The sequence below is a fragment of the Bacillus sp. FSL W8-0116 genome (assembly GCF_038003825.1).
Lineage (GTDB): Bacteria > Bacillota > Bacilli > Bacillales > DSM-4216 > Bacillus_O > Bacillus_O smithii.
The window spans coordinates 442,167-462,502 of record NZ_JBBOPY010000001.1 but is presented as its reverse complement, the minus strand read 5'-3'; the positions used below and the strand labels follow the sequence as shown (position 1 = coordinate 462,502).

Below are 20,336 nucleotides of genomic sequence, written 5' to 3'. Positions count from 1 at the left end.
AAGAGACAGTAAAACGATAAGGTTCATCTATCAGGAGGCAATATAAATATGACACAAACGGTAAATGTAGTAGGAGCCGGTCTTGCCGGAAGCGAAGCCGCGTTCCAAATCGCAGAACGGGGAATAAAGGTCAATCTTTATGAAATGAGGCCGGTCAAACAAACACCGGCTCATCATACCGATAAATTTGCGGAACTGGTATGTTCCAACTCATTGCGTGCCGATACTCTTACTAATGCAGTTGGTGTATTAAAAGAAGAAATGAGAACACTTAACTCCGTCATCATTCGTTCTGCTGATGATTGCCGAGTACCTGCAGGGGGAGCTCTGGCGGTCGACCGACATGAATTTGCAGCCAATGTCACAAATCGAGTGAAAAACCATCCGAATGTTACCGTCATTACGGAAGAAGTGACGGAAATACCGGAAGGCATCACGGTTATTGCGACTGGTCCTCTGACCAGCCCATCGTTGTCAGAAAAATTAAAAGAGCTGATTGGCGAAGATTATCTTTATTTTTATGATGCCGCGGCGCCGATCATTGAGAAAGAAAGCATCGATATGGACAAAGTATATTTAAAATCCCGCTATGATAAAGGGGAAGCGGCATACTTGAACTGCCCGATGACGGAAGAAGAATTTGACCGTTTTTACGAAGCGTTATTGGCGGCGGAAACCGTTCCATTAAGAGAGTTTGAAGAAGAAAAATATTTTGAAGGATGCATGCCGGTGGAAGTAATGGCGCAAAGAGGGAAAAAGACGCTTCTGTTCGGGCCGCTAAAGCCAGTTGGATTGGAAGATCCTCGTACCAATAAACGTCCATTTGCAGTCGTGCAGCTGAGACAGGATGACGCTGCCGGGACATTGTATAATATTGTCGGCTTTCAAACGCATATGAAATGGGGGCCGCAAAAAGAAGTGATCCGCTTAATTCCCGGATTAGAAAATGCTGAAATTGTCCGTTACGGTGTCATGCATCGAAATACGTTTATTAACTCGCCAAAAGTACTAAAATCGACCTATCAATTTCGAAATCGGGACACTTTATTCTTTGCCGGGCAAATGACGGGGGTAGAGGGATATGTAGAATCAGCTGCCAGCGGATTAGTGGCAGGATTAAACGCTGCAAGACTGGCGAAAGGCTTAGACCCTGTGGAATTTCCTGCTGTTACGGCGATTGGCAGTATGGCACATTATATTACTACCGCTAATCCGGACCATTTTCAACCGATGAATGCGAACTTTGGATTGTTTCCTGCACTTCCGAAGAAAATTCGTGATAAAAAAGAAAGAAATATGGAATACGCACGCCGAGCATTAGAAACAATTCATAACTTTGTGAAAAGTTTGTAGAAACATTGCAAGGGCTGCTGATATATGTTACTATTTAGTAGCCCTGTGAGGTGTCCAACATGGAAGATGAGTTGAAGTTCTTTTTGCAGTATTTGCAAATAGAAAAAAACTACTCCGAATATACAATTGACAATTATCGCCGTGATATCGAGCAGTTTTATAAGTTCATGATTGAGCAAAGTATCAAAAAGGTCGAGGATGTGGAGTATATAGATGCCCGGCTTTTTTTGACGAAGTTATATGAAGAGCAAATGGCTAGAACGACCGTTTCTAGAAAAATATCCAGTTTAAGAAGTTTTTATCGCTTTTTAGAAAGAGAAAATAAGATTACTGGAAATCCATTTTTACTTGTGTCCCAGCCTAAAAAAGGAAAAAGGCTGCCTGACTTTTTTTATGATGAAGAAATGCAAGCTTTATTTGCTGCTTGTGAAGGCGAGGAACCCCTTGCCATCCGAAATAAAGCGTTGCTGGAACTATTATACGCCACCGGAATTCGCGTAAGCGAGTGCGCTAATATTCAAATGAATGATATTGATTTCGAATTGTGTACACTTTTAGTGAAAGGAAAGGGAAAAAAAGAAAGATATGTCCCTTTTGGCAGTTTTGCCGAAGAAGCCATCAAGCGTTACATACAAAAATCTAGAAGCATACTTATACAAAAAAATGACCATCAACATTCCGCCTTATTTGTGAATGCCCGCGGTGGACCATTAACGCCCAGGGGCATACGGCATATTTTAAATCAAATCATAAAAAAAGCATCATTATCAGGAAAAATTCACCCTCATATGTTAAGGCACACCTTTGCAGCGCATATGTTGAATAATGGGGCGGATTTGCGAGCGGTTCAGGAATTGTTGGGCCATTCTCATTTATCGTCTACTCAGCTGTACACACATGTGACGAATGAGCATTTGCGAAAGAGTTACTTAAATCATCATCCTCGGGCTTAGTCCGGATAAGGAGGAAGGATAGTGAGCAATTTTCATGCGACAACCATTTTTGCCATACAGCATAATGGTCAATGTGCAATGGCGGGGGATGGCCAAGTCACGTTTGGCGAAGCCGTAATCATGAAACACACGGCTCGAAAAGTCAGAAAAATTTTCAACGGACGTGTGCTTGCTGGTTTTGCCGGAAGCGTAGCGGATGCCTTTACTTTATTCGACATGTTTGAAGGAAAGCTTCAAGAGTATAATGGAAATCTGCAAAGGGCTGCTGTGGAGCTTGCCAAAGAATGGCGAAGCGATAAAGTGCTTCGAAAATTGGAGGCCATGTTGATTGTCATGGATCAAAAAGATCTTCTACTCATCTCTGGAACAGGGGAAGTCATTGAACCGGATGACGGTGTTTTGGCGATTGGTTCCGGAGGGAATTATGCACTGGCTGCCGGCCGCGCCTTAAAAAGATTTTCTGGAAATGAGCTCTCGGCGAAAGAAATTGCGAGAGCGGCTCTTGAAATTGCCGGTGAAATTTGTGTCTATACGAATGACCATATTATAGTGGAAGAGCTGTAAAGGGGTGAGTTTCCATGAAAAAAAGCGCTCTGGAATTAACGCCAAAACAAATTGTCGATCGGCTTGATCAATATATCATCGGGCAAAAGGAAGCGAAGAAAGCAGTGGCGGTGGCACTGAGAAATCGATATCGCCGCAGTTTGCTTCCGGATCATGTTCGGGATGAAATTATTCCGAAAAATATTTTGATGATTGGACCGACAGGAGTCGGTAAAACGGAAATCGCTCGACGAATTGCCCGAATAGTCGGAGCTCCATTTGTCAAAGTAGAAGCGACAAAATTCACGGAAGTCGGATATGTGGGACGTGATGTTGAATCAATGGTCCGTGATCTGGCGGAAGTTTCGGTCCGTATGGTAAAAGAAGAAAAAATGCTGGGGGTAAAAGAACGTGCAGAAGAAGCGGCAAACAGGCGGCTTGTTGAACTGCTCGTTCCCGGCAAAAACAATTCCCATCACTATAAAAACCCTTTTGAAATGATATTCGGCAGCAGCACCGAATCGGAATCAAATCAAGCGGGCGACGCGGATGATGATCAAAATATCCACGAAAAGCGCAAGATAATTGCCGAAAGGTTGGCAAAAGGGGAATTAGAAGACGAACTGGTCACCATTGAAATTGAAGAACAACAACCTTCCATGTTCGACCTTCTGCAAGGGTCCGGAATTGAACAAATGGGGCAAAACTTCCAAGAGGCCCTTGGCAGCCTTATGCCAAAGAAAAAGAAAAAACGAAAAATGCCGGTGAAAGAAGCGCGGAAAGTACTCACCAATGAAGAAGCTCAAAAATTAATTGATATGGACGAAGTCGTTCAAGAAGCCATCTATCGTGCTGAACAGACTGGCATTATTTTCATCGATGAAATTGATAAAATCGCCAATAAAAATGGAACCTCTTCTTCTGCCGATGTATCGAGAGAAGGTGTTCAAAGAGATATTTTGCCAATCGTAGAAGGCTCGACTGTGACGACCAAATATGGTTCAATTAAAACGGATTATATTTTGTTCATTGCAGCAGGGGCTTTCCATATGGCAAAACCGTCTGATCTCATACCGGAACTTCAGGGCCGCTTTCCGATCAGGGTAGAACTGCAAAAGTTGTCTGTAGAAGATTTTCAACGCATTCTTGTTGAACCTGATAATGCATTGATTAAACAATATCAAGCATTATTGGAAACGGAAGGTATAAAAATAGAATTTTCTGACGATGCTATAAAAAGAATCGCTGAACTTGCATTTAAGGTTAATCAAAATACTGATAATATTGGAGCCAGAAGACTTCAAACGATCATGGAAAAATTGTTGGAAGACTTATCCTTTGAAGCACCGGATATCAATTTGGAAACGATCCAAATCACTCCTCAATATGTGGATGAAAAATTAGCAGCAATTTCAAAGGATAAGGATTTAAGCCAGTTTATACTCTAGTTTGAATCTTCTTGACAGAGTTATAAAATAGGGGAAATGCAACGTTCATACCATAAATAAAAATTGAATAGTATTAGGAGGAACAGTAATGGATCTATTAACAAAAACTAGAAAAATTAATGCGATGCTACAAAAAGCTGCAGGAAAACCTGTGAATTTTAAAGAAATGGCGATCACGATGGCCGAAGTGATTGGGGCCAACGTGTTTGTGGTAAGCCGTCGAGGAAAATTGCTCGGGTTTGCTGTTCATCAGCAAATTGAAAATGAGCGTATGAAAAAAATGCTGGAAGAACGCCGTTTTCCGGAAGAGTATACGAATAACTTGTTCAACATTAAAGAAACTTCTCCAAACTTGGATATCGACAGTGAATATACTGCTTTTCCGGTTGAAAACAAAGACTTGTTCAGAAATGGCTTAACAACAATCGTGCCAATCGTGGGCGGAGGAGAGCGTCTTGGAACTCTCATACTTGCCCGTCTGCATGAACAATTTTCAGACGATGACTTGATCTTGGCGGAATATGGAGCCACTGTAGTCGGAATGGAAATTTTACGTGAAAAAACGGAAGAAATTGAAGAAGAAGCCCGCAGCAAAGCGGTTGTTCAAATGGCTATCAGTTCCCTTTCTTACAGTGAATTGGAAGCGATCGAACATATATTTGAGGAACTGGACGGCAAAGAGGGGCTGTTAGTGGCTTCGAAAATCGCTGACCGTGTCGGCATTACCCGCTCTGTTATTGTCAACGCCCTTCGCAAACTGGAAAGTGCCGGAGTGATCGAATCACGCTCTCTTGGAATGAAAGGTACTTATATTAAAGTATTAAACGATAAATTTTTAGTGGAACTTGAAAAATTAAAATCTCATTAATCATGTTCAACCGCCGATTTTTCGGCGGTTTTTTTATGAGTGAGCATTTTGCAAAATTAGATTTTTTGGATAAAAGTATAAAAAATAAAGCACTCGACAAATAGCTACCAGCATGTTATTTTACAAAATATTACAATAATCTTGTTTTCGGGCATACCTACAGAATTTTTCACATTGAATTTTTTTAAGCGGCTTTCTTCCCTTTATTTTCCTTTGCCATCGCTAGCGCTGAAACAAGTAATACAATAGCGTTCAGGTAAATATGGGTCTTTACTTTTTCAATTCCCCATACATGTAGGGAGTTCGCCGTAAGGTAGCTTTTCATTCTTGAATTACAGCGTTCTACACTTGTCCTCTCGTTGTAAAGCTCTTTCCAACGTTTTGTATCACGGTGCGGATTGGAATATCGGCGCACATCCTTTTTGATGTCGACTTTTACCACCATTCCATAGTTGGAAGATGAACAGGCTGCCATTCCTAATGGGCAATCCACTTTGCCGGTTGCGTGAGGACATCTGAACTTGAGCTGGTCCTTATCAGCTCCCCAATAAGTCATTTCATAACCCATGGAACAACGCGGAGTTCCATTGGAAGAAATCCCTTCAGGAGGCTCTTTTTCGTTGCGCAAATTGAGCGGGATAATGGCTTGCGCTCCAATGTTTTTGGCTGATTCATAGTTTTTTAGTTGGTCATATCCGCCATCCATGATCAGAAATTCAATTTTGGATTTGGTACGCTCTGCCACTTGCTCTATTCATTCTGGTGCGACTTCTCCATCGTTCACATGGGCAGGGGTTACTTTTATGGCCATTGGCAGTTCGCTTGCGGTATCGACTGAAAGATGCATCTTATAGCCAAACCAGGTAATTTTATTGCCGAAGGAATCATATTTTGCGCCCCAATTGGCATTACCCGTTTGTTCACTACGCTTTTTGGGCTGTTTCTTTTCATAGGCATCAATGGCGGCACTGTCGATGGCCTGGTGGCTGCCGTCAATTATTCCTTCCTCCTGAGCTAACTGTACCAAGTCAAGGAAGATCTTTTCAGCCAGCTTTTTTTTGGTAAGTGCCGCAAAAACCCGGCTGAGAGTGGAGATAGACGGTGCGGGGCGATCAATCGATAAACCGCATTGATAACGGAAACGAAGGTCTTTATCCAATCGATGATGAAGGGCGGTAAAGGTGTCGATGCCTTCGAGTGGGGCAGCGATGAGAGCCCTTAGAATCCCTTCTCTGGAATGACCGTCAGCCCCTCGGGGTGAAGAACTTCTCAACTGTTTAGCATAAGGGCGTAAATCAAGCGAGCTAAAAAAGATAGGTAATTTCTCTTTTGACTCTAATTTTTGCAGTTCTTCAAAGGAAAATAGGCTTTCTTGTAGAATATACAAAGTGACTTCCTCCTTTTGAATTTTTGTGCTTTCGTCACTTCAAAAATTCTACATTTTAGGGGTGAAGTCCTTTTTTGTGTCTTTGAAATCCTTATGGCTCTTGGGTCAAAAAATATGCAAAATGCTCGAGTATAAATACAAAAGACGAATGTAACATTTCAAATAAATGAACAATCGGATTTCAACAAATGGAAAAGTCTTATAATTCTCTTTTCATTGACAATAGTCATGCAATGAAGGAACTGGCTGTATTCACGTAGATGTACAAAAAATGACAAGATGCGGCCGTTCATATAAAGCGGTATAAGCCCAATGTATGATAGGAAAAGGAGATAACGACAAAAGTGTGAGTAAAATGTTTGTGGGAGAAATTCTTAGAATTCCCCGATGAGGGGGTTGGGAACGTATGTTCTCAATCCCCTCATCGGGGCCACCAAGCAAAGCGCGGTAGGATCCCAAGCAGGAAACATGAAAAAAGGACTCTCTCCCTGGTAAGATGATCATTGTTCACACCATCAAACAGGAGGAGAGAGTCCCATGAATATTCAACAACATCTTACCACAAATTCGTTGACATGGAAAGAGATCGAACTTGATTTGTTTCGAGCCTTGCAAAACGCCTTCACCGAGCTGTTTACGGCTCTGTTGGAGGACATCGACCGACAATTGGCGGAAACCCGGGACAAGCGCCGGTACCACTTGAAAGACAAACGACGCACCACGATTCAAACCTTGTTTGGCGAAGTTACCTTTGAGCGAAACTACTATTTAGACCGAGAACAAAACCGTTACACGTTTTTGCTTGATTCCTTTTTAGCGTTTGATGGATCGCAGTCAATCAGCCCTTGTCTAGAAGAAACGGCGATGGGATTGGCTGTGGAGTGCTCTTCCTATCGCAAAGCGGCTCATACGCTTGCCCAGATGGTCGGGTATCCGGTGATGAGCCATGAGACGATCCGCCAGTTGGTGCTCGAGGCTGAAGTTCCGCTGCACTGCCCGGTTGACCAGCGATATGGACGGGTGCTGTTTGTGGAGGCCGATGGACTGTTTGTCTCTCTCCAAGGGAAGGGAAAACGGGCCAAGGAAGACAAAATCCTGACCGTTCACGAAGGATGGAAGCGCAACGGCTCACGGATCGAATTCGTGAATCAGCGCCATTACGTCCATGAAGGCAAGGGGGAGGTGTGGGAAGGCTTCGAGGAATTTTTGATGAACGAATATGCCTATGATCCGTGTCGGGATCTTCTTGTCATCAACGGGGACGGCGCTCCATGGATTACCGCGTGCCGGGAGTATTTCAAAGGACGGGTCTGCTTCCAATTGGATCGATTCCACGTGGCGCGTGAGTTGCGCCAATGCCTCTCGGGCCATCCACGGTGGCAGGCGATTCGGCAAAAGCTGGCGAAGCAGGATGAAGAGAAGCTGCTTGTGGAACTGAACAGCGCCCTCGGCACGCTGGGGGACGAAGCGAAAGAACAACAGCTGGCTGCCTTGATCCACCGGATCGAATCGATGCCGGGATGCATCCGTGATTACCGGGAATGGCTGAAGGAGCAAGGAGTGGACACAACGGGCATGTATCCGATGGGGAGGGCTGAAAGCGTGATGAGCCAGCTGGCGTATCGGGTGAAATACCGCCGCAGTTGGACAGACAAGGGACTCAGGGCGTTTTTCAAGGCAATGATTGCCCGGATGGATGGGATTCGTCTTTTCGGACATCGTTTAGGAGAAGAATCGTCGCATCCGGCGGAGGAAACGGCATCTACCAAACAGACGATCGTGAACAAGGCGAAACAACGCATCCGCCGTCTTCTTCCAGAGGTAACGCGGAATAACGTGCCATATTTACAGCAATCGTCCGGGACTCCGATCTATCATGCCCTGTCTGAATTCAAGGGATGGTAAAAAAAGGTATACATATTCGTCTGTCATGGCAAGGGATGAGAGTCCGAAAGCGCTTACGGATGAAATTCAAAAAAATGGTTCGCTAACCTATGACTTACATCTATTTTCAGCGAACCAAAAAAATTCCCACAAAGTCTTGACTGACTCTCTCAATTAAAGGCGCTTGTGTAAACCAGGAATCCATGAGAACATAGTCAGCTATAATCCCTTTTTCAAGCGCATGATCAAGTAAAGCTGAAGCCACGTCCGGTTTTGATTTCAGAGCTTCCTGGCGACGCTTATAGCCAGATGTTCGTTTATCAATATTGGTATTGTTTTCTTGCAGGCGATTTTCCTTTTTCGGTGAACTTAGAAGAGCAAAATCAACGGGAATAAAAGTAAAACGATCGGTCCAGCCAAGGGTAAGCATTTGAAACCCTTTCAAGTACTGATGGGTAGAGTGATCAAAAACCTTAGCCAACAGTTCAACCGACTTACTACGGTTTCTTGAAAAGACAGAATCATCAATCACAAAAGCTGTGACACGATCTTTTGAAGTTAATGGTTGAAGCAGACGGATCATTTCACTGCTTCATGAAAGCAGAAACTTTCTCCAATGATAGGTTGGTGTATTTAAAAAGCGATAGACTGTATCCTTTCCGGGCAGATCCTGAGATCGTTTACTCATAAAAGCACGAAACCAGTTCTTATATTGGAAGACTAAAAGAAAAATCAGTTTGAAAACAGTAAGACAAGAATACCCGGAAAGTTTCGTAATATTCGCTTTTCTTAAATGATATCCAATATTTAATTCGGAAAATCCTTGTTTAATTTCTTTTGGTAATTGCGCAAAGTAGTCTTTATTCGTTATCATAGTGGTGACACCTTTCTTTTGGATTTGGTTTCGTCACCAATATTTTACCAAAAGAATAGGTGTCTTTCTTTATGTTTTAAAAAATGTCAAATGATAATTTTGTCTTCCCAAAACCATTTACATCAAGCATTTAAACAAGATTTTGGACTGCGAAAGCTGAGTTACAACTATATTAAGAGCAAAAAGTCCCAGTGTTTCGACAAAGGGAAATATGATATATTTTACATTGTAGGATTTTTTAGTTAATAGGTCATGGTACAAATATGTCCCATAGGTTATTATTGGTAAGGGGATGTTGAGATTTTTGTCTTGTCCATCATGATTGGAATTGGCCGCGACACCATCATTCTAAAAAAACATGATCAATTATCGAAAAAGAAGGATTTTGACGGTTTTTAAGACAAAGAATTCAAGGGATGGGGGGTGAAAAAATGGATTTCTTTTCAAATTCAATCACAACGCTAGAACAGGCGCTAAACTATTCGGCATTAAAACAAAAGGTCATAGCCAATAATATCGCCAATGTCGACACGCCCAACTACAAAGCCCAGGATGTCAGTTTCCAAAAACTGCTGGAATCGTCCAAGTCCAACCAATTAAGCGCTTATCGAACGGATCGGAGACATTTCCCGTTTCCGAATGAAAACACATTGTCTAGTGCCATTTTCAGTCGCCCATCCTCCTATAACGAAAATGGAAATAGTGTCGATATGGATAAAGAAATGTCGGATCTTGCAAGTAATCAAATTTATTATAATGCGATGGCCGAGTTGATTAGTGGAAAATTTTCTTCCTTAAATACGGTTATTAAAGGTGGGAAATAGTCATGTCGATTTTTCAAAGCTTGAATATAAGCTCTTCCGCATTAACTGCTGACAGAGTAAGAATGGACGTCATATCGTCTAATATGGCGAATATGGATACGACAAGGGCGAAAATGGTCAACGGACATTGGGAGCCTTATCGGAGAAAAACGGTTGTTTTGGAGCCGCAACAGACCAATTTTTCATCCTACATGCAGGCAGCGATAAATGGCGGCAATGCCCCCACTGCCGGCGGCGGCGTAAAAGTGACGAAAATTGTAGAAGACCAGACGACACCTTTTCAACTTGTTTATGATCCGGAAAATCCAGATGCCAATGCGGCCGGATACGTACAAATGCCCAATGTCGATCCTTTAAGAGAAATGGTGGATTTAATGTCATCAACCCGTTCGTATGAAGCAAATGTCACCGTACTGAATGCCACAAAGGGGATGTTAATGAAAGCTTTGGAAATCGGAAAATAAGCTCATAAACTTATAATCACACTGAAAGGAGTTATGCAAATATGGCGATTCAATCAATAGGTGCGGTTGAGTCCGTTTTTAAGCCGTCCGCTCCTACACTCACAAAAGCTGCTGATACAAACCAGCAAAAAGACTCCAGTTTTCGTGATATATTAAAAAATTCCATAAACAGCTTGAATGACAGCCAATTGCAGGCCGACCAACTTAGCCAAAAACTGGCTCTCGGTGATGATGTAGATCTTCATGAAGTCATGATTGCTTCCCAAAAAGCACAAGTAGCGCTGAATTTAGCGGTAGAAGTTAGAAATAAAGCGGTCGAAGCTTACCAGGAAATCATGAGAATGCAAGTTTAATATAACGGTTATGTTGAGAGATTAAGAGAAATAACCGGGGGATCATAATGAACGAAAAATTAAAACAGTATTTTGCGAACGCATCAAATTTCTGGAAAAGTCGTTCAAAGAAACAAAAAACGATTTTTCTAAGCAGCTTAGCGTTAATTGTGCTACTGGCGAGTGTTATCACCTTTTTTGCAACGCGAACGAAAATGGAGCCTTTGTACAGCAATTTATCGCCGGAAGAAGTCGGTTCAATCAAGCAAGATTTGGATTCCCGCGGCGTCAAGTATGAAATTACCGACGGGGGAACCACCATCATGGTGCCTTCAGATTCGGTGGATTCTTTGAAAGTGGACCTGGCGGCTGAAGGATTGCCTAAAACGGGACAGATTGACTACAGCTTTTTTAGCCAAAATGCAAAATTCGGAATGACAGACAACGAATTCAACGTGTTGAAGTTGGATGCCATGCAAACCGAACTTGCGAACTTAATTAAAAGCATTGATGGTGTCAAAGATGCAAAAGTCATGATCAATCTTCCAGAAAAAAGTGTGTTTGTCAGTGATAAAAAAGAAGAAGCATCAGCTTCTGTCGTTTTGCAAACCGAGCCGGGATATCAATTTGATAACAAGCAAATCAAAGCCCTTTATCATTTGGTTTCCAAAAGCGTTCCGAATTTGCCGGAAGATAATATTGTCATTATGAACCAAAATTTTGAGTACTATGATTTGCAAAATAATGACGATACAACCGGCGATGAGTTCGCACAGCAATTGAATGTGAGAAAGCAAGTGGAACGGGACATCCAACAGCAAGTCCAAACCATGCTCGGTACTTTGATGGGCCAAGACAAAGTAGTCGTATCTGTTACGGCCGATATCGACTTTACAAAAGAAAAACGGGACGAAAAATTGGTAGAACCTGTTGATAAAGAAAATATGAAGGGAATTGAGATCAGCGCCCAACGAATATCCGATACATATACTGGGACAAACGCTGCTCAAGGAGGAACCCCTCAATCCCAAAACCAAGCGGATACAGTAGGATCCACTTATGTTCAAGGTCAAACCGGCAGCGGAAATTCCGAACATAAAGAAGAAACGATTAACTATGAGATCAACCGCATTCATAGACAAATTGTAGAAAGCCCTTATAAAATTCGCGATTTAGGTATTCAAGTGTTAGTTGAGCCGCCAAAAGCGAATGATCCGGCGTCTCTACCGCAAAGCCGGGTGGACGACATAAAAAAAATATTGTCAACTGTTGTTAGCACGTCCATTGACAAGAGTACAGGAACACAGTTGACGGATAATGACATTCAAAACAAAATTGCCGTTTCTGTTCAACCGTTTAACGGCAAAATCAAGTTTCAGGATCAAAAGCAGCCGCTCCTTCCGTGGTGGGCTTATTTGATCGGAGCGATCTTATTATTAATCATTGGCTTGCTTGTTTTCTTCTTAATCCGTTCGCGGATGGCAAGAGAGGACGAATTAGAGGAAGAACTGTTGGAGTCTGAACTTGCAGCTGAAAAAATTCAACAAGAAGAAGAAAAAAATAATGAGCAATTGGAGCGCAGGAAGCAGATAGAAAAAATGGCGAAAGAAAAGCCAGAAGAGTTTGCAAAACTAATCAGAACTTGGTTGTCTGAGGAATAGGAGGGTGAAGGTTGGCCGGAACGAAAAACAAGTTAACAGGCAAACAAAAAGCGGCCATTCTCCTTATTTCGATGGGGCCGGATGTTTCGGCGTCCGTCTACAAACATTTGACCGAAGAAGAGATTGAGCGGTTAACATTGGAGATTTCCAATGTGAAAAAAGTAGATTCAAAGGCAAAAGACGAAGTGATGGAAGAATTTCAGCAACTTGCCATGGCCCAAGACTATATTTCTCAAGGAGGGATCGGTTACGCGAAAACGATCCTTGAAAAAGCGCTTGGCAAAGAACAAGCTCAGGACATCATCAATCGGCTTACTTCTTCCTTGCAAGTCCGTCCGTTCGATTTTGCACGGCGAGCGGACCCGAGTCAAATTTTAAATTTTATCCAAAATGAGCATCCGCAAACGATTGCGTTAATACTTTCTTATTTGGATCCGCAGCAAGCAGGGCAAATCCTGTCAGAATTGCCTCAAGATGTTCAAGCGGATGTGGCGCGTAGAATAGCGATTATGGACCGGACTTCGCCGGAAATCATCAGTGAAGTTGAGGCGATATTAGAAAGAAAATTAAGCGCCACCGTTACGCAAGACTACACGCAAACTGGAGGAATTGAAACAGTTGTTGAAGTTTTAAACGGTGTGGACCGTTCGACGGAAAAAACGATTTTAGATACTTTGGAAATTCAAGATCCGGAATTGGCAGAAGAAATTAAAAAGAGGATGTTTGTATTTGAAGATATCGTGACATTAGATAACCGTTCGATCCAGCGTGTTATCCGCGATTGCGAAAATGAAGATTTGCTGCTTGCATTAAAAGTCGCCAGCGAGGAAGTGAAAGAAGTAGTCTTTCGAAATATGTCGTCCAGAATGGCAGAAACGTTTAAAGAAGAAATGCAATATATGGGTCCTGTCCGTCTTCGTGATGTCGAAGAAGCTCAGTCGCGCATTGTCGGCGTCATTCGGAAATTGGAAGATGCTGGAGAAATTATCATTGCCCGGGGCGGAGGAGATGATATTATTGTCTAAAATATTGAAATCTTCGTGGGGCTACCAACAAAAACGATCCGCGAGAGTGATCAACATAAGAGAAGTCTCCACCACCGAATTAAATGAAGAGTCTGCTGCCGACACAGACTTAGACAAGGGGCAACTACTTGTAAAGGCAAGGCAAGAAGCAGATGAAATCATGGAGAAAGCGGAATACGAGGCAAAAAAGCTAAAGGAACAACTAGAACAAGAAAAATTGTCGTGGAAACAAGAAAAGGAATCTTTAATGGAGCAAGCTTATCAGGAAGGATATGAACGAGGGATAGAACAAGGACGGCAGGATGGCTACAAAGAATATAAAACGTTGCTTCAATCCGCGAAAAATGTTGTCGAACAATCAAAAATGGAAGCTCAAAAGAATATTATTCAGTCGGAAAAAGTCATTTTGGAGCTGGCGATGAAAACTGCGGAAAAGATTTTAGGGACGGTTTTAGAAAAAGATGAGGAACTGTTCTCGTCTCTTGTAAAAAGGAGTTTTAAAGAAATTAAGGATTCACGGGAAGTTGAAATCCACGTTCATCCGTCTCGTTATGAGTTTTTGCTTTCGCAAAAGGAAGAATTGGAGGCCATTTTTCCGGCTGTCGTTGAACTTTATCTGTATCCGGATGAAGACTTAGACATAAATGATTGCATTATCGAAACTATACATGGAAGGCTGGACGCCAGCGTTGACAGTCAATTGTTTAAAATCAGGCAGACGCTCATGGAAATGTTTGAAGGTGATCTTGCTTGAAAGCGGCTGATCTCATTCATAAAATCGCCAATATATCGTCCTATCAGCAATATGGACGAGTCAAGCGGGTCGTCGGACTTATGATCGAATCTCAAGGCCCCGATTGTTCGGTAGGCGATATATGCTATATTTACCCTTCGCAAAAACAATCAGATAAGAAGATTCTGGCGGAAGTTGTCGGTTTTCGCGATGAAATGGTCATTTTAATGCCATATACCCATTTGAGTGAAATTGCGCCAGGAAGTTTAGTAGAATCTGAGGGAAAACCGTTGGAAATTAAAGTAGGCTCCGCTTTGATCGGCAAAATTGTCGATCCGCTCGGTATGCCGATGGACGGTTCGGTATTGCCTAGAGGTCTCTCGTCTATCGCAACCGATCAAGAACCGCCCAATCCGTTAAAGCGCCCTCCTATATCGGAGCGCTTGGAAGTAGGGGTTCGTGCAATCGACAGCCTGCTTACGGTAGGAAAAGGTCAGCGTGTCGGCATTTTTGCGGGAAGCGGCGTCGGCAAAAGCACATTGCTTGGCATGATTGCCCGCAATACGAAAGCGGATCTCAACGTGATCGGCCTCATCGGAGAAAGAGGAAGAGAAGTGCGCGAATTTGTTGAGCGAGATTTGGGGCCGGAAGGTTTATCCCGTTCCATTGTAGTGGCTGCAACTTCCGACCAGCCTGCCCTCATGAGGATCAAGGGGGCCTATACGGCGACAAGCATTGCAGAATATTTTCGTGATAAAGGATTCAATGTCATGCTGCTGATGGATTCTGTCACCCGCGTAGCAATGGCTCAGCGGGAAATCGGGCTTGCTACCGGAGAGCCGCCGGCGACAAAGGGTTATACGCCAAGCGTTTTTGCCATTTTGCCTAAATTGCTGGAGAGAACCGGTACTAGCGAAAAAGGAACCATCACCGCTTTTTACACGGTGCTTGTAGACGGTGATGACATGAACGAACCGATTGCAGACACCGTTCGTGGAATATTAGACGGACATATTGTTTTGGACCGGAACCTTGCGAATAAAGGGCAATTCCCGGCCATTCATGTACTGAAAAGCATCAGCCGCTTGATGAACACGTTGGCGGGAGAAGACCACAAACATGCTGCTGCGCAAATAAGAGAAATGATGAGTACATATTTAAACGCCGAAGATTTAATTAATATCGGCGCCTATAAAAAAGGCTCATCCGAGGATATTGACAAAGCGATTGCCTATTATCCAAAAATTGTTTCCTTTTTGAAACAAGATGTGAATGAAAAGTCGACAATGGAAGAAAGTATCCGTTCGCTTATTCAATTAGGTGAAAAAGGAGACTGGCAGTAATGGGATACTATTTTAAGTTTGAAAAAATCCTGCAAATAAAAGAACGCGAAAAAGAAGAAATTCAATCGGGATATCACCGCGCCAAAAGGCAATTTGAACAAGTCGCCGAGAAATTATACGAGTTATTAAAGAAAAAGGAAGATTTGCTGGCGTTTCAAGAGGCCCAATTGGCATCCGGCTTTCCGGTGTATGAAATCCAGCATTATCAGCTGTTCATCAGTAATTTGGAAAAGATGATTGACTATCAGCAGCAACTGGTGATGAACGCTCGAAATAGAATGTTCTGGTTTGAAAACCAGCTGAAAGAAAAGAACATAGAAGTGAAAAAATACGAAAAAATCAAAGAAAAAGAATGGCAGAAATATAAAAAGTTGTTAGGGCAAATGGAAAACAAAGAAATGGATGAACTTTCCGTTATTCAGTTTATGAATCGGAGAAACAGGTGAGTCAATATGGCAAAAAACAAGAAATCCGGCAAACAAGACCAAGAAGAGAAAGGGTATAGCGCTTTTCAATGGATATTATTTGTTGGCATCATACCGCTTGTGTTTGCTGCTGTGATTGCTTATTTTGTTATGTCAGTGTCCGGTGTATCGTTTGCTGATGCTATCAAAAAAGCGGGAGGCAAAATTCCGTTTTTAGATCAAATGGCCGCTTCCCAAGAGCAGAAGCAAAAGATGAATGAATATGTGCACAAAATTGCTTCCTTAGAGAAAGAAGTGAAAAAAAAGCAATCGAAAATTGATCAATTGCAAAATCAGCTGGATTCTGCCAATTCAAAAATGGAGGATCTGCAAGTAGAAAATGATCGACTAAATATTGAGATGGAAAATCTCTCGAAGCAAAAACAAGCAGCCAATAAAGCTCAAATGAGCAAAAACGTTGCGAAAACGTACGAAACGATGTCGCCTCAAAATGTAGCGGCCATATTAATGAAAATGACGGATGAACAAGCGGTCAACATTTTGTCACAGCTGAATACGGATCAACAAGCTCAAGTGTTGGAAAAACTACCGCCAGTTACAGCCGCCAAATACACAAGATTGATGGCCAATCCGTAAAATGACATTTCTTCTGTAACGATAAGAGCTGGAAAGGAGGTGAGGGTTTGAATGCAGGGATGAAACAAATGCCCTTGTTGGGGAGCATGTTCCCCTTTTCAAGCAAAACCGGGGCTACTTTAAATGCAGGAATGATGAAAATGCCTTTGTTGGGGGCGATCCAATCAACGGCTGCATTAGAGATGCCTGATTTCCAAATGGCTGAAGGCTCGCCGTTTGCTGCTTTGTTCAGCCAAGTTATGGAAGAAAGCGGAAAGGGATCAAAGTCCGTTACCACATCGCAGCAAAACAATGCGTCTTCGCAAGACTGGATCGCTCGTGTTTTGCAGATTCTTGAGGGCAGTCAAGGCTCGGGGGAGGGTTTGGAAAAATCGTCCATCGAGTGGCAAGGCGAATCGTTAAAAGATCTAGTGTTGCCGTCTGAATTATTACAAAAGGCTCAAGCTGTGGTTTCAGATGCCCTCCACAAATGGCTGGGATCAGGAGCGCCTGACATCGAACAAAACGATTCAAAGATACAAAAGGATTCTGTTGAACAATTGATCGCAGTGTTAGAAGGGCTAGTCGCTTTACCGATCGATCAGTGGAAAAAACTAGATCCAAATGTAATGGTGCCACTGTTCGCAGCGGCAAAACAGCTAACGAACCTCGACAGTAAAGCACAGTTATCACCGAATGTATCAGAGTCTGTGCACTGGATTCAAAAGCTTTTAAGTGAAATCAGCCAAAAAGCGGAGACGGAAACGGTTGAAGCCGATAATCAGCAGCTGGCCATTTTGAAAAGGGCTTATTCCCATTATGTTCAACCGCAAACGCAAACGACAGATGGAGAAAAGGAACTGTCAGGACTTGAATCGGTCGCTAAATGGGGAGAGAGTGCAAAGGAAATTCAGCCGTTGAATGAACATGAAGCGTCTTTTAATTCTTCATTGCAGTCCAATACGGCTAAGGCCGGGGAAACGATTTCAGTTCCGTTGCAATCAAATCCGAAACTGATGAACTTGCAGCAGTTTATTGATAAATTTAGACAGATCTTAGAAAAGTCGCAATTTGCTAAACAACCGAATGCGAATACTTTAATGATTAAATTGTATCCAGAGAATTTGGGGACGCTGCGGATTGAGCTGCAGCAAAAAGATGGCGTTGTAACAGCGCGAATTTTGGCTTCCGCTCAAACCGTTAAAGAATTGATTGATTCTAATATAGCTTCTTTAAAACAGGCATTCACTCAACAAAATATTTCCGTAGATAAAGTGGAGATCGTGTTTCATCCGCCTGAATTAGACACATATCATCGCGATTCATCTGAAGGCGGGCGCCAAGAACAGCGGCAGCAGCCGCAAAAACAAAAGGACGATGAAAAAGAATCCGACCGTTCCTTTGAAGAACTACTCATTAATATGGAAGTTTAGGTGAGAATATGGGAAATACCATTGATCCAAGCCTTTATTTATCGACGACTAATAATCAATCCAATACGAATGGAAAAGACAATTCGATTTTAGGAAAAGATGATTTCTTAAAACTGTTAATGGCCGAGATGCAAAATCAAGATCCTTTGAGTCCGATGGACAATAATGAGATGATCGGCCAAATGGCGCAATTTTCGACGTTGGAACAAATCACGAATTTGGCTTCTTCTTTAGAAAAACTTTTGAACATGGAGCAGCAAAATCAATATATTGCTTACAGTTCTTTTGTCGGGAAAAACGTCACTTATCACAAACTGGAAGACAGCGATGATCCAAATGGAGACCCGGTGGTGCAGGAAGGACATGGAGTGGTATCATCCGTACGATTTACAGGAGACAGCGTTGAGTTTGTGTTAACGGATGGCACAGTATTGGAGCCTGCCAATATTTCAGAAATTCAAGCATCGTCTTCTAAAACTCCTAGTACGGATGAAACCTGAAAAAGTCTGTGCATGGCTTGATAAAGACGGAAACTGCCGTCATTTGAAGCTGGAAACGAAAAAAATGATGAATAGAACGGCCTCTTATTATGGGACTCTTTGAGACAAGCGATGAACTGTCGCAGAAAATCGGAAAGGGGAAATGTGATATGCTTCGATCCATGTACTCGGGAATCGGCGGAATGAAAAATTTCCAAACGAAACTCGATGTCATCGGGAACAATATTGCCAACGTCAACACTTATGGCTTTAAAAAAGGACGTACGATTTTTAAAGACCTCGTCAGCCAGGAAATTTCCGGGGCAAGTGCTCCAGTGGCTGGGGCAGTAGGAGGAACAAATCCGAAACAAGTCGGTTTGGGCTCTACACTTGGTGCTATCGATACAGTGCAAACGCAAGGAAGCTTGCAGACTACCGGCAGGACGCTTGATTTGGCCATTTCCGGTGATGGATTTTTTATTGTAAGTGATGGAACGAATGATTACTTAACTAGAGCCGGAAACTTTTATCTCGATAAAAATGGAGATCTTGTGAATGAAGATGGGCTATATGTAATGGGTATGGGTGACAAAAAAATTAATATTCCCACTTCAGCTAAATCGATTAGTATAGGTGCTGATGGAACAGTTACTTATGTAGATGATTCGGACACTCTAAAAACGGCAGGGCAAATCGCATTGGCTAAGTTGCCCAACCCCGAAGGTTTAGAAAAGGTTGGAAATAACCTTTATCAGGTCACAACTAATTCAGGCAATATGAATAGTAATGCACCAGGAACAAAGGGAGCAGGAAAAATTGTTCCCGGTGCTTTGGAAATGTCCAATGTCGATTTATCTGAAGAATTCACGGAAATGATTGTGGCCCAACGTGGCTTTCAAGCCAATTCAAGGATTATTACGACTTCGGACCAAATTTTGGAAGAGCTGGTCAATCTAAAACGATAGAATACGAGTTTTTTAGCAAGGGAGGGAGGGGCCGCAGGCTCTTAGCGGCCCTCTGACAGTATGATTACATTAACGCGCTTAAATGGAAGGCCCTTTCAGTTAAACGCACTTTACATAGAAACGATCGAAGCTTTTCCGGATACGACGATTACGTTAACGAATGGGCGCAAATATGTAGTGAAAGAATCCAAAGATCAGGTGCAAAAGCTGGTGCTGGATTTTTATCGGAGCATTCAGCTGTTCGGAAAATTGGATAAGGAGGTGTCTGGCGATGGGAAATGAAGCGGTTGGCCAAGGTCGAAATAAACTGCTGACCATTATGCTTATTATTTTAACCGTCATCACATTGGCCGGTGCTGTTGCGCTGGTGATCATGTTAAAGTCGAACAGCGGGCATCAAGGAAAAGAACCGGATATTGATCAAGTTCTGGAATGTTCCGTCGATGTACCGGAAATTACAACCAATTTGGCTTCAAACGACTTCATCCGCATTTCCTTTAAAATTCAAACCGACAGCAAAAAAGCAAAACAAGAACTCGAAAAACGTGATTTTCAAACAAAGGACATCATTATAGAATTATTATCTGGGATGAGAGCGGAAGATTTGAAAGGGGCAGCCGGAAAAGAAAAGCTGGCGGAAATGTTGAAATCAAGATTAAACGAGGTGATGCAGGAAGGAAAAATCGTCAAAGTGTACATTACCTCCTATATCATCCAACAATCTTGA

At 42.6% G+C, this 20,336-nt stretch carries 20 protein-coding genes and 2 pseudogenes; 20 read left to right on the top strand and 2 right to left on the bottom strand.

The window, feature by feature from the left end:
• The first annotated feature begins 48 nt into the window (after positions 1-48).
• The 5 genes from trmFO (at position 49) to codY (ending at position 5,165) form a co-directional block, all read left to right on the top strand.
• Positions 49-1,353: an FADH(2)-oxidizing methylenetetrahydrofolate--tRNA-(uracil(54)-C(5))-methyltransferase TrmFO gene (gene trmFO / locus N1I86_RS02150; protein WP_445662252.1), complete on the top strand. Its 1,305-nt coding sequence runs from the start codon at positions 49-51 to the stop codon at positions 1,351-1,353.
• Positions 1,354-1,412: 59 nt separating this feature from the next.
• A complete protein-coding gene (gene xerC, locus N1I86_RS02145) occupies positions 1,413-2,306 on the top strand; it encodes a tyrosine recombinase XerC (RefSeq protein ID WP_341094723.1) in 894 nt (297 codons plus the stop codon).
• Between the two features lie 21 nt (positions 2,307-2,327).
• Positions 2,328-2,870, top strand: a complete 543-nt coding sequence (gene hslV, locus N1I86_RS02140) for an ATP-dependent protease subunit HslV (RefSeq protein ID WP_003354569.1) — start codon at positions 2,328-2,330, stop codon at positions 2,868-2,870.
• Between the two features lie 14 nt (positions 2,871-2,884).
• Positions 2,885-4,297, top strand: a complete 1,413-nt coding sequence (hslU, locus tag N1I86_RS02135) for an HslU--HslV peptidase ATPase subunit (RefSeq protein ID WP_341094721.1) — start codon at positions 2,885-2,887, stop codon at positions 4,295-4,297.
• An 88-nt stretch (positions 4,298-4,385) separates the two neighbouring features.
• A complete protein-coding gene (gene codY / locus N1I86_RS02130; protein ID WP_327803087.1) occupies positions 4,386-5,165 on the top strand; it encodes a GTP-sensing pleiotropic transcriptional regulator CodY in 780 nt (259 codons plus the stop codon).
• A 184-nt stretch (positions 5,166-5,349) separates the two neighbouring features.
• Here codY and N1I86_RS02125 read toward each other — a convergent pair.
• Positions 5,350-6,552, bottom strand: a pseudogene (locus N1I86_RS02125) (transposase).
• Between the two features lie 537 nt (positions 6,553-7,089).
• Here N1I86_RS02125 and N1I86_RS02120 point away from each other — a divergent pair.
• Entirely contained in the window at positions 7,090-8,457 is a 1,368-nt protein-coding gene (locus N1I86_RS02120) for an ISLre2 family transposase (protein ID WP_003355652.1), read from the top strand.
• A gap of 112 nt (positions 8,458-8,569) precedes the next feature.
• Here N1I86_RS02120 and N1I86_RS16665 read toward each other — a convergent pair.
• Positions 8,570-9,310, bottom strand: a pseudogene (locus N1I86_RS16665) (IS4 family transposase); the annotation flags it as partial.
• Positions 9,311-9,741: 431 nt separating this feature from the next.
• Between N1I86_RS16665 and flgB the strand changes: the two are divergent.
• From flgB to fliL, 14 genes are all read left to right on the top strand, one after another.
• Positions 9,742-10,134: a flagellar basal body rod protein FlgB gene (gene flgB / locus N1I86_RS02105; RefSeq protein ID WP_003354572.1), complete on the top strand. Its 393-nt coding sequence runs from the start codon at positions 9,742-9,744 to the stop codon at positions 10,132-10,134.
• A gap of 2 nt (positions 10,135-10,136) precedes the next feature.
• Entirely contained in the window at positions 10,137-10,598 is a 462-nt protein-coding gene (gene flgC, locus N1I86_RS02100) for a flagellar basal body rod protein FlgC (protein WP_048623157.1), read from the top strand.
• Between the two features lie 41 nt (positions 10,599-10,639).
• Complete coding sequence (fliE, locus tag N1I86_RS02095) at positions 10,640-10,951, top strand: flagellar hook-basal body complex protein FliE (RefSeq protein WP_048623158.1); 312 nt, start codon at positions 10,640-10,642, stop codon at positions 10,949-10,951.
• Between the two features lie 47 nt (positions 10,952-10,998).
• A complete protein-coding gene (gene fliF / locus N1I86_RS02090; protein WP_341094714.1) occupies positions 10,999-12,591 on the top strand; it encodes a flagellar basal-body MS-ring/collar protein FliF in 1,593 nt (530 codons plus the stop codon).
• Positions 12,592-12,602: 11 nt separating this feature from the next.
• Complete coding sequence (fliG, locus tag N1I86_RS02085) at positions 12,603-13,616, top strand: flagellar motor switch protein FliG (protein ID WP_003354578.1); 1,014 nt, start codon at positions 12,603-12,605, stop codon at positions 13,614-13,616.
• Positions 13,609-14,370, top strand: coding sequence for a flagellar assembly protein FliH (gene fliH, locus N1I86_RS02080; RefSeq protein WP_341094711.1), 762 nt, complete (start codon positions 13,609-13,611; stop codon positions 14,368-14,370). Before fliG ends, fliH begins: the two co-directional genes overlap by 8 nt.
• Positions 14,367-15,692 (top strand): flagellar protein export ATPase FliI, encoded by a 1,326-nt coding sequence (fliI, locus tag N1I86_RS02075; RefSeq protein WP_327797870.1) that lies wholly within the window; start codon positions 14,367-14,369, stop codon positions 15,690-15,692. The genes fliH and fliI overlap by 4 nt, the downstream gene beginning before the upstream one ends.
• Positions 15,692-16,138 (top strand): flagellar export protein FliJ, encoded by a 447-nt coding sequence (gene fliJ, locus N1I86_RS02070; RefSeq protein WP_003354581.1) that lies wholly within the window; start codon positions 15,692-15,694, stop codon positions 16,136-16,138. Before fliI ends, fliJ begins: the two co-directional genes overlap by 1 nt.
• A 6-nt stretch (positions 16,139-16,144) precedes the next feature.
• Positions 16,145-16,753, top strand: coding sequence for a MotE family protein (locus N1I86_RS02065; protein ID WP_341094708.1), 609 nt, complete (start codon positions 16,145-16,147; stop codon positions 16,751-16,753).
• Between the two features lie 47 nt (positions 16,754-16,800).
• The gene (locus N1I86_RS02060; RefSeq protein WP_341094706.1) at positions 16,801-18,165 is read left to right on the top strand and encodes a flagellar hook-length control protein FliK; all 1,365 of its coding nucleotides are present in this window, start codon (positions 16,801-16,803) and stop codon (positions 18,163-18,165) included.
• A gap of 8 nt (positions 18,166-18,173) precedes the next feature.
• A complete protein-coding gene (locus N1I86_RS02055) occupies positions 18,174-18,665 on the top strand; it encodes a flagellar hook capping FlgD N-terminal domain-containing protein (RefSeq protein WP_341094705.1) in 492 nt (163 codons plus the stop codon).
• 149 nt (positions 18,666-18,814) lie between these two features.
• Positions 18,815-19,609, top strand: coding sequence for a flagellar basal body rod protein FlgG (gene flgG / locus N1I86_RS02050; RefSeq protein ID WP_341094702.1), 795 nt, complete (start codon positions 18,815-18,817; stop codon positions 19,607-19,609).
• Positions 19,610-19,669: 60 nt separating this feature from the next.
• The gene (locus tag N1I86_RS02045; RefSeq protein ID WP_341094700.1) at positions 19,670-19,891 is read left to right on the top strand and encodes a flagellar FlbD family protein; all 222 of its coding nucleotides are present in this window, start codon (positions 19,670-19,672) and stop codon (positions 19,889-19,891) included.
• On the top strand, positions 19,881-20,336 hold the full coding sequence (gene fliL / locus N1I86_RS02040) for a flagellar basal body-associated protein FliL (protein WP_341094697.1): 456 nt from the start codon (positions 19,881-19,883) through the stop codon (positions 20,334-20,336). The genes N1I86_RS02045 and fliL overlap by 11 nt, the downstream gene beginning before the upstream one ends.